Here is a 1,411-nt window from a genome sequence, read left to right on the forward strand (position 1 = left end):
GGGCCGGTACGGTTGCCGGTCGTGACGTTGCAGGCGCAGCCCTCAGGCCGGTTGACCGACCACATTGGTCTGGGGGTGCTCTCGGCCCGGTTCCACCGCGATCTCATCGAGGAAGTGATCAACCGGACCGGGTGTCGGGAGAAGCGCAGCCGTCGGTTGCCGGCGCACGTGATGATCCGGTATGTGGTCGCGATGGGCCTGTACGCCGAGGAGTCCGCCGAGGAAGTGATGCGCCGGTTGGTCGGCAGCCTGCGCACGATGGCCTCCTGGTCGGATGACTGGCAGGTCCCGACTGGCTCGGCGATAACCCAGGCCCGGCAACGCCTGGGTGTGGCGCCGGTGAAGGAACTCTTCGGTCGGGCGGCGGTGCCGGTGGCATCGACGGGCACGAAAGGCGCATGGCTGGCCCGGCGTCGGTTGATGGCGATCGACGGGACCAGCTTCGACGTGGCCGACACCCCGGCGAACGTGGAACGCTTCGGGCGGATGGGGTCCGGGCCGAAAGCCTCGGCGTATCCGAAACTGCAGGTGACCGCGGTCGTCGAGTGTGCAAGCCGAGCGGTCGTGGGCGCGGTCCTCGGCCCGTGTAGCACGGGGGAACGCACCCAGGCCGCCGAGTTGACCGGGGTGGTGGAGCCCGGGATGTTGCTGCTGGCCGACAGCGGCTTCTACTCCTTCGAGTTGTTCGGCCGCTTCGCCGCTACCGGCACGGACCTGGCCTGGCGCGTCGGGGCCTCGGTGTCACTCGGACTGGTGCGGTGGCTGCCCGACGGGTCCTACCTGGCGTTGATCTACCGACCCGGGCTGAGCGCCGAGCGCCGCCGCCGGCTGGCGCAGACGGTCCAGGACGGCGGTGAGGTCGCTGCGGACACCGCACGGCTGGTGCGGGTCGTGGACTACACCGTGCCCGACCGCAACCCCGACGGCGAATTCATCACCGTGATCACCACCATGCTCGACCCACACGAGGTGTCCGCTATGGACCTGGCTACCGCCTACCACGACCGCTGGCAGGAGGAGACCGCTCTCAACGAGATCAAGAGTGATCTCCGCGGCCGGGGTGAAGTGCTGCGATCGAAGACCCCCGACCTGGTCGAACAGCAAGTGTGGGGCCTGCTGCTGGCGCACTACGCGATCCGGGCACTGCTGGTCGACGCGGCGGACGAAGCCGGCTACCACCCCGACCGGCTCTCGTTCATACGCGGGCTCCGTCTCGTGCGCCGCCAGGTCACCGACCAGGCGGCCGTTTCCCCCTGAGCGTCTGACCAACGCCGTCACCGAGGCCCACACCGAAATCCTGCGCCACCCGCTACCCCCACGCCGGCACCGCACCTGCCAACGAACGGTCAAACGCGCCCGACACAACTCCTACAGCGTCAAACGATCCACAGACAAGATCATCCGCCATGCG

The 1,411-nt window shown here is 68.7% G+C and carries 1 protein-coding gene; it reads left to right on the plus strand.

The features are described 5' to 3' along the window. Positions 1-1,257, plus strand: a 1,257-nt coding sequence (locus ACFOYX_RS36155; RefSeq protein WP_377534809.1) for an IS4 family transposase, incomplete at its 5' end; no start/stop codon positions are given. Between the last annotated feature and the right edge of the window lie 154 nt (positions 1,258-1,411).

Source organism: Micromonospora sp. GCM10011541 (assembly GCF_042650725.1).
GTDB classification, from domain to species: Bacteria; Actinomycetota; Actinomycetes; order Mycobacteriales; family Micromonosporaceae; genus Micromonospora; species Micromonospora sicca.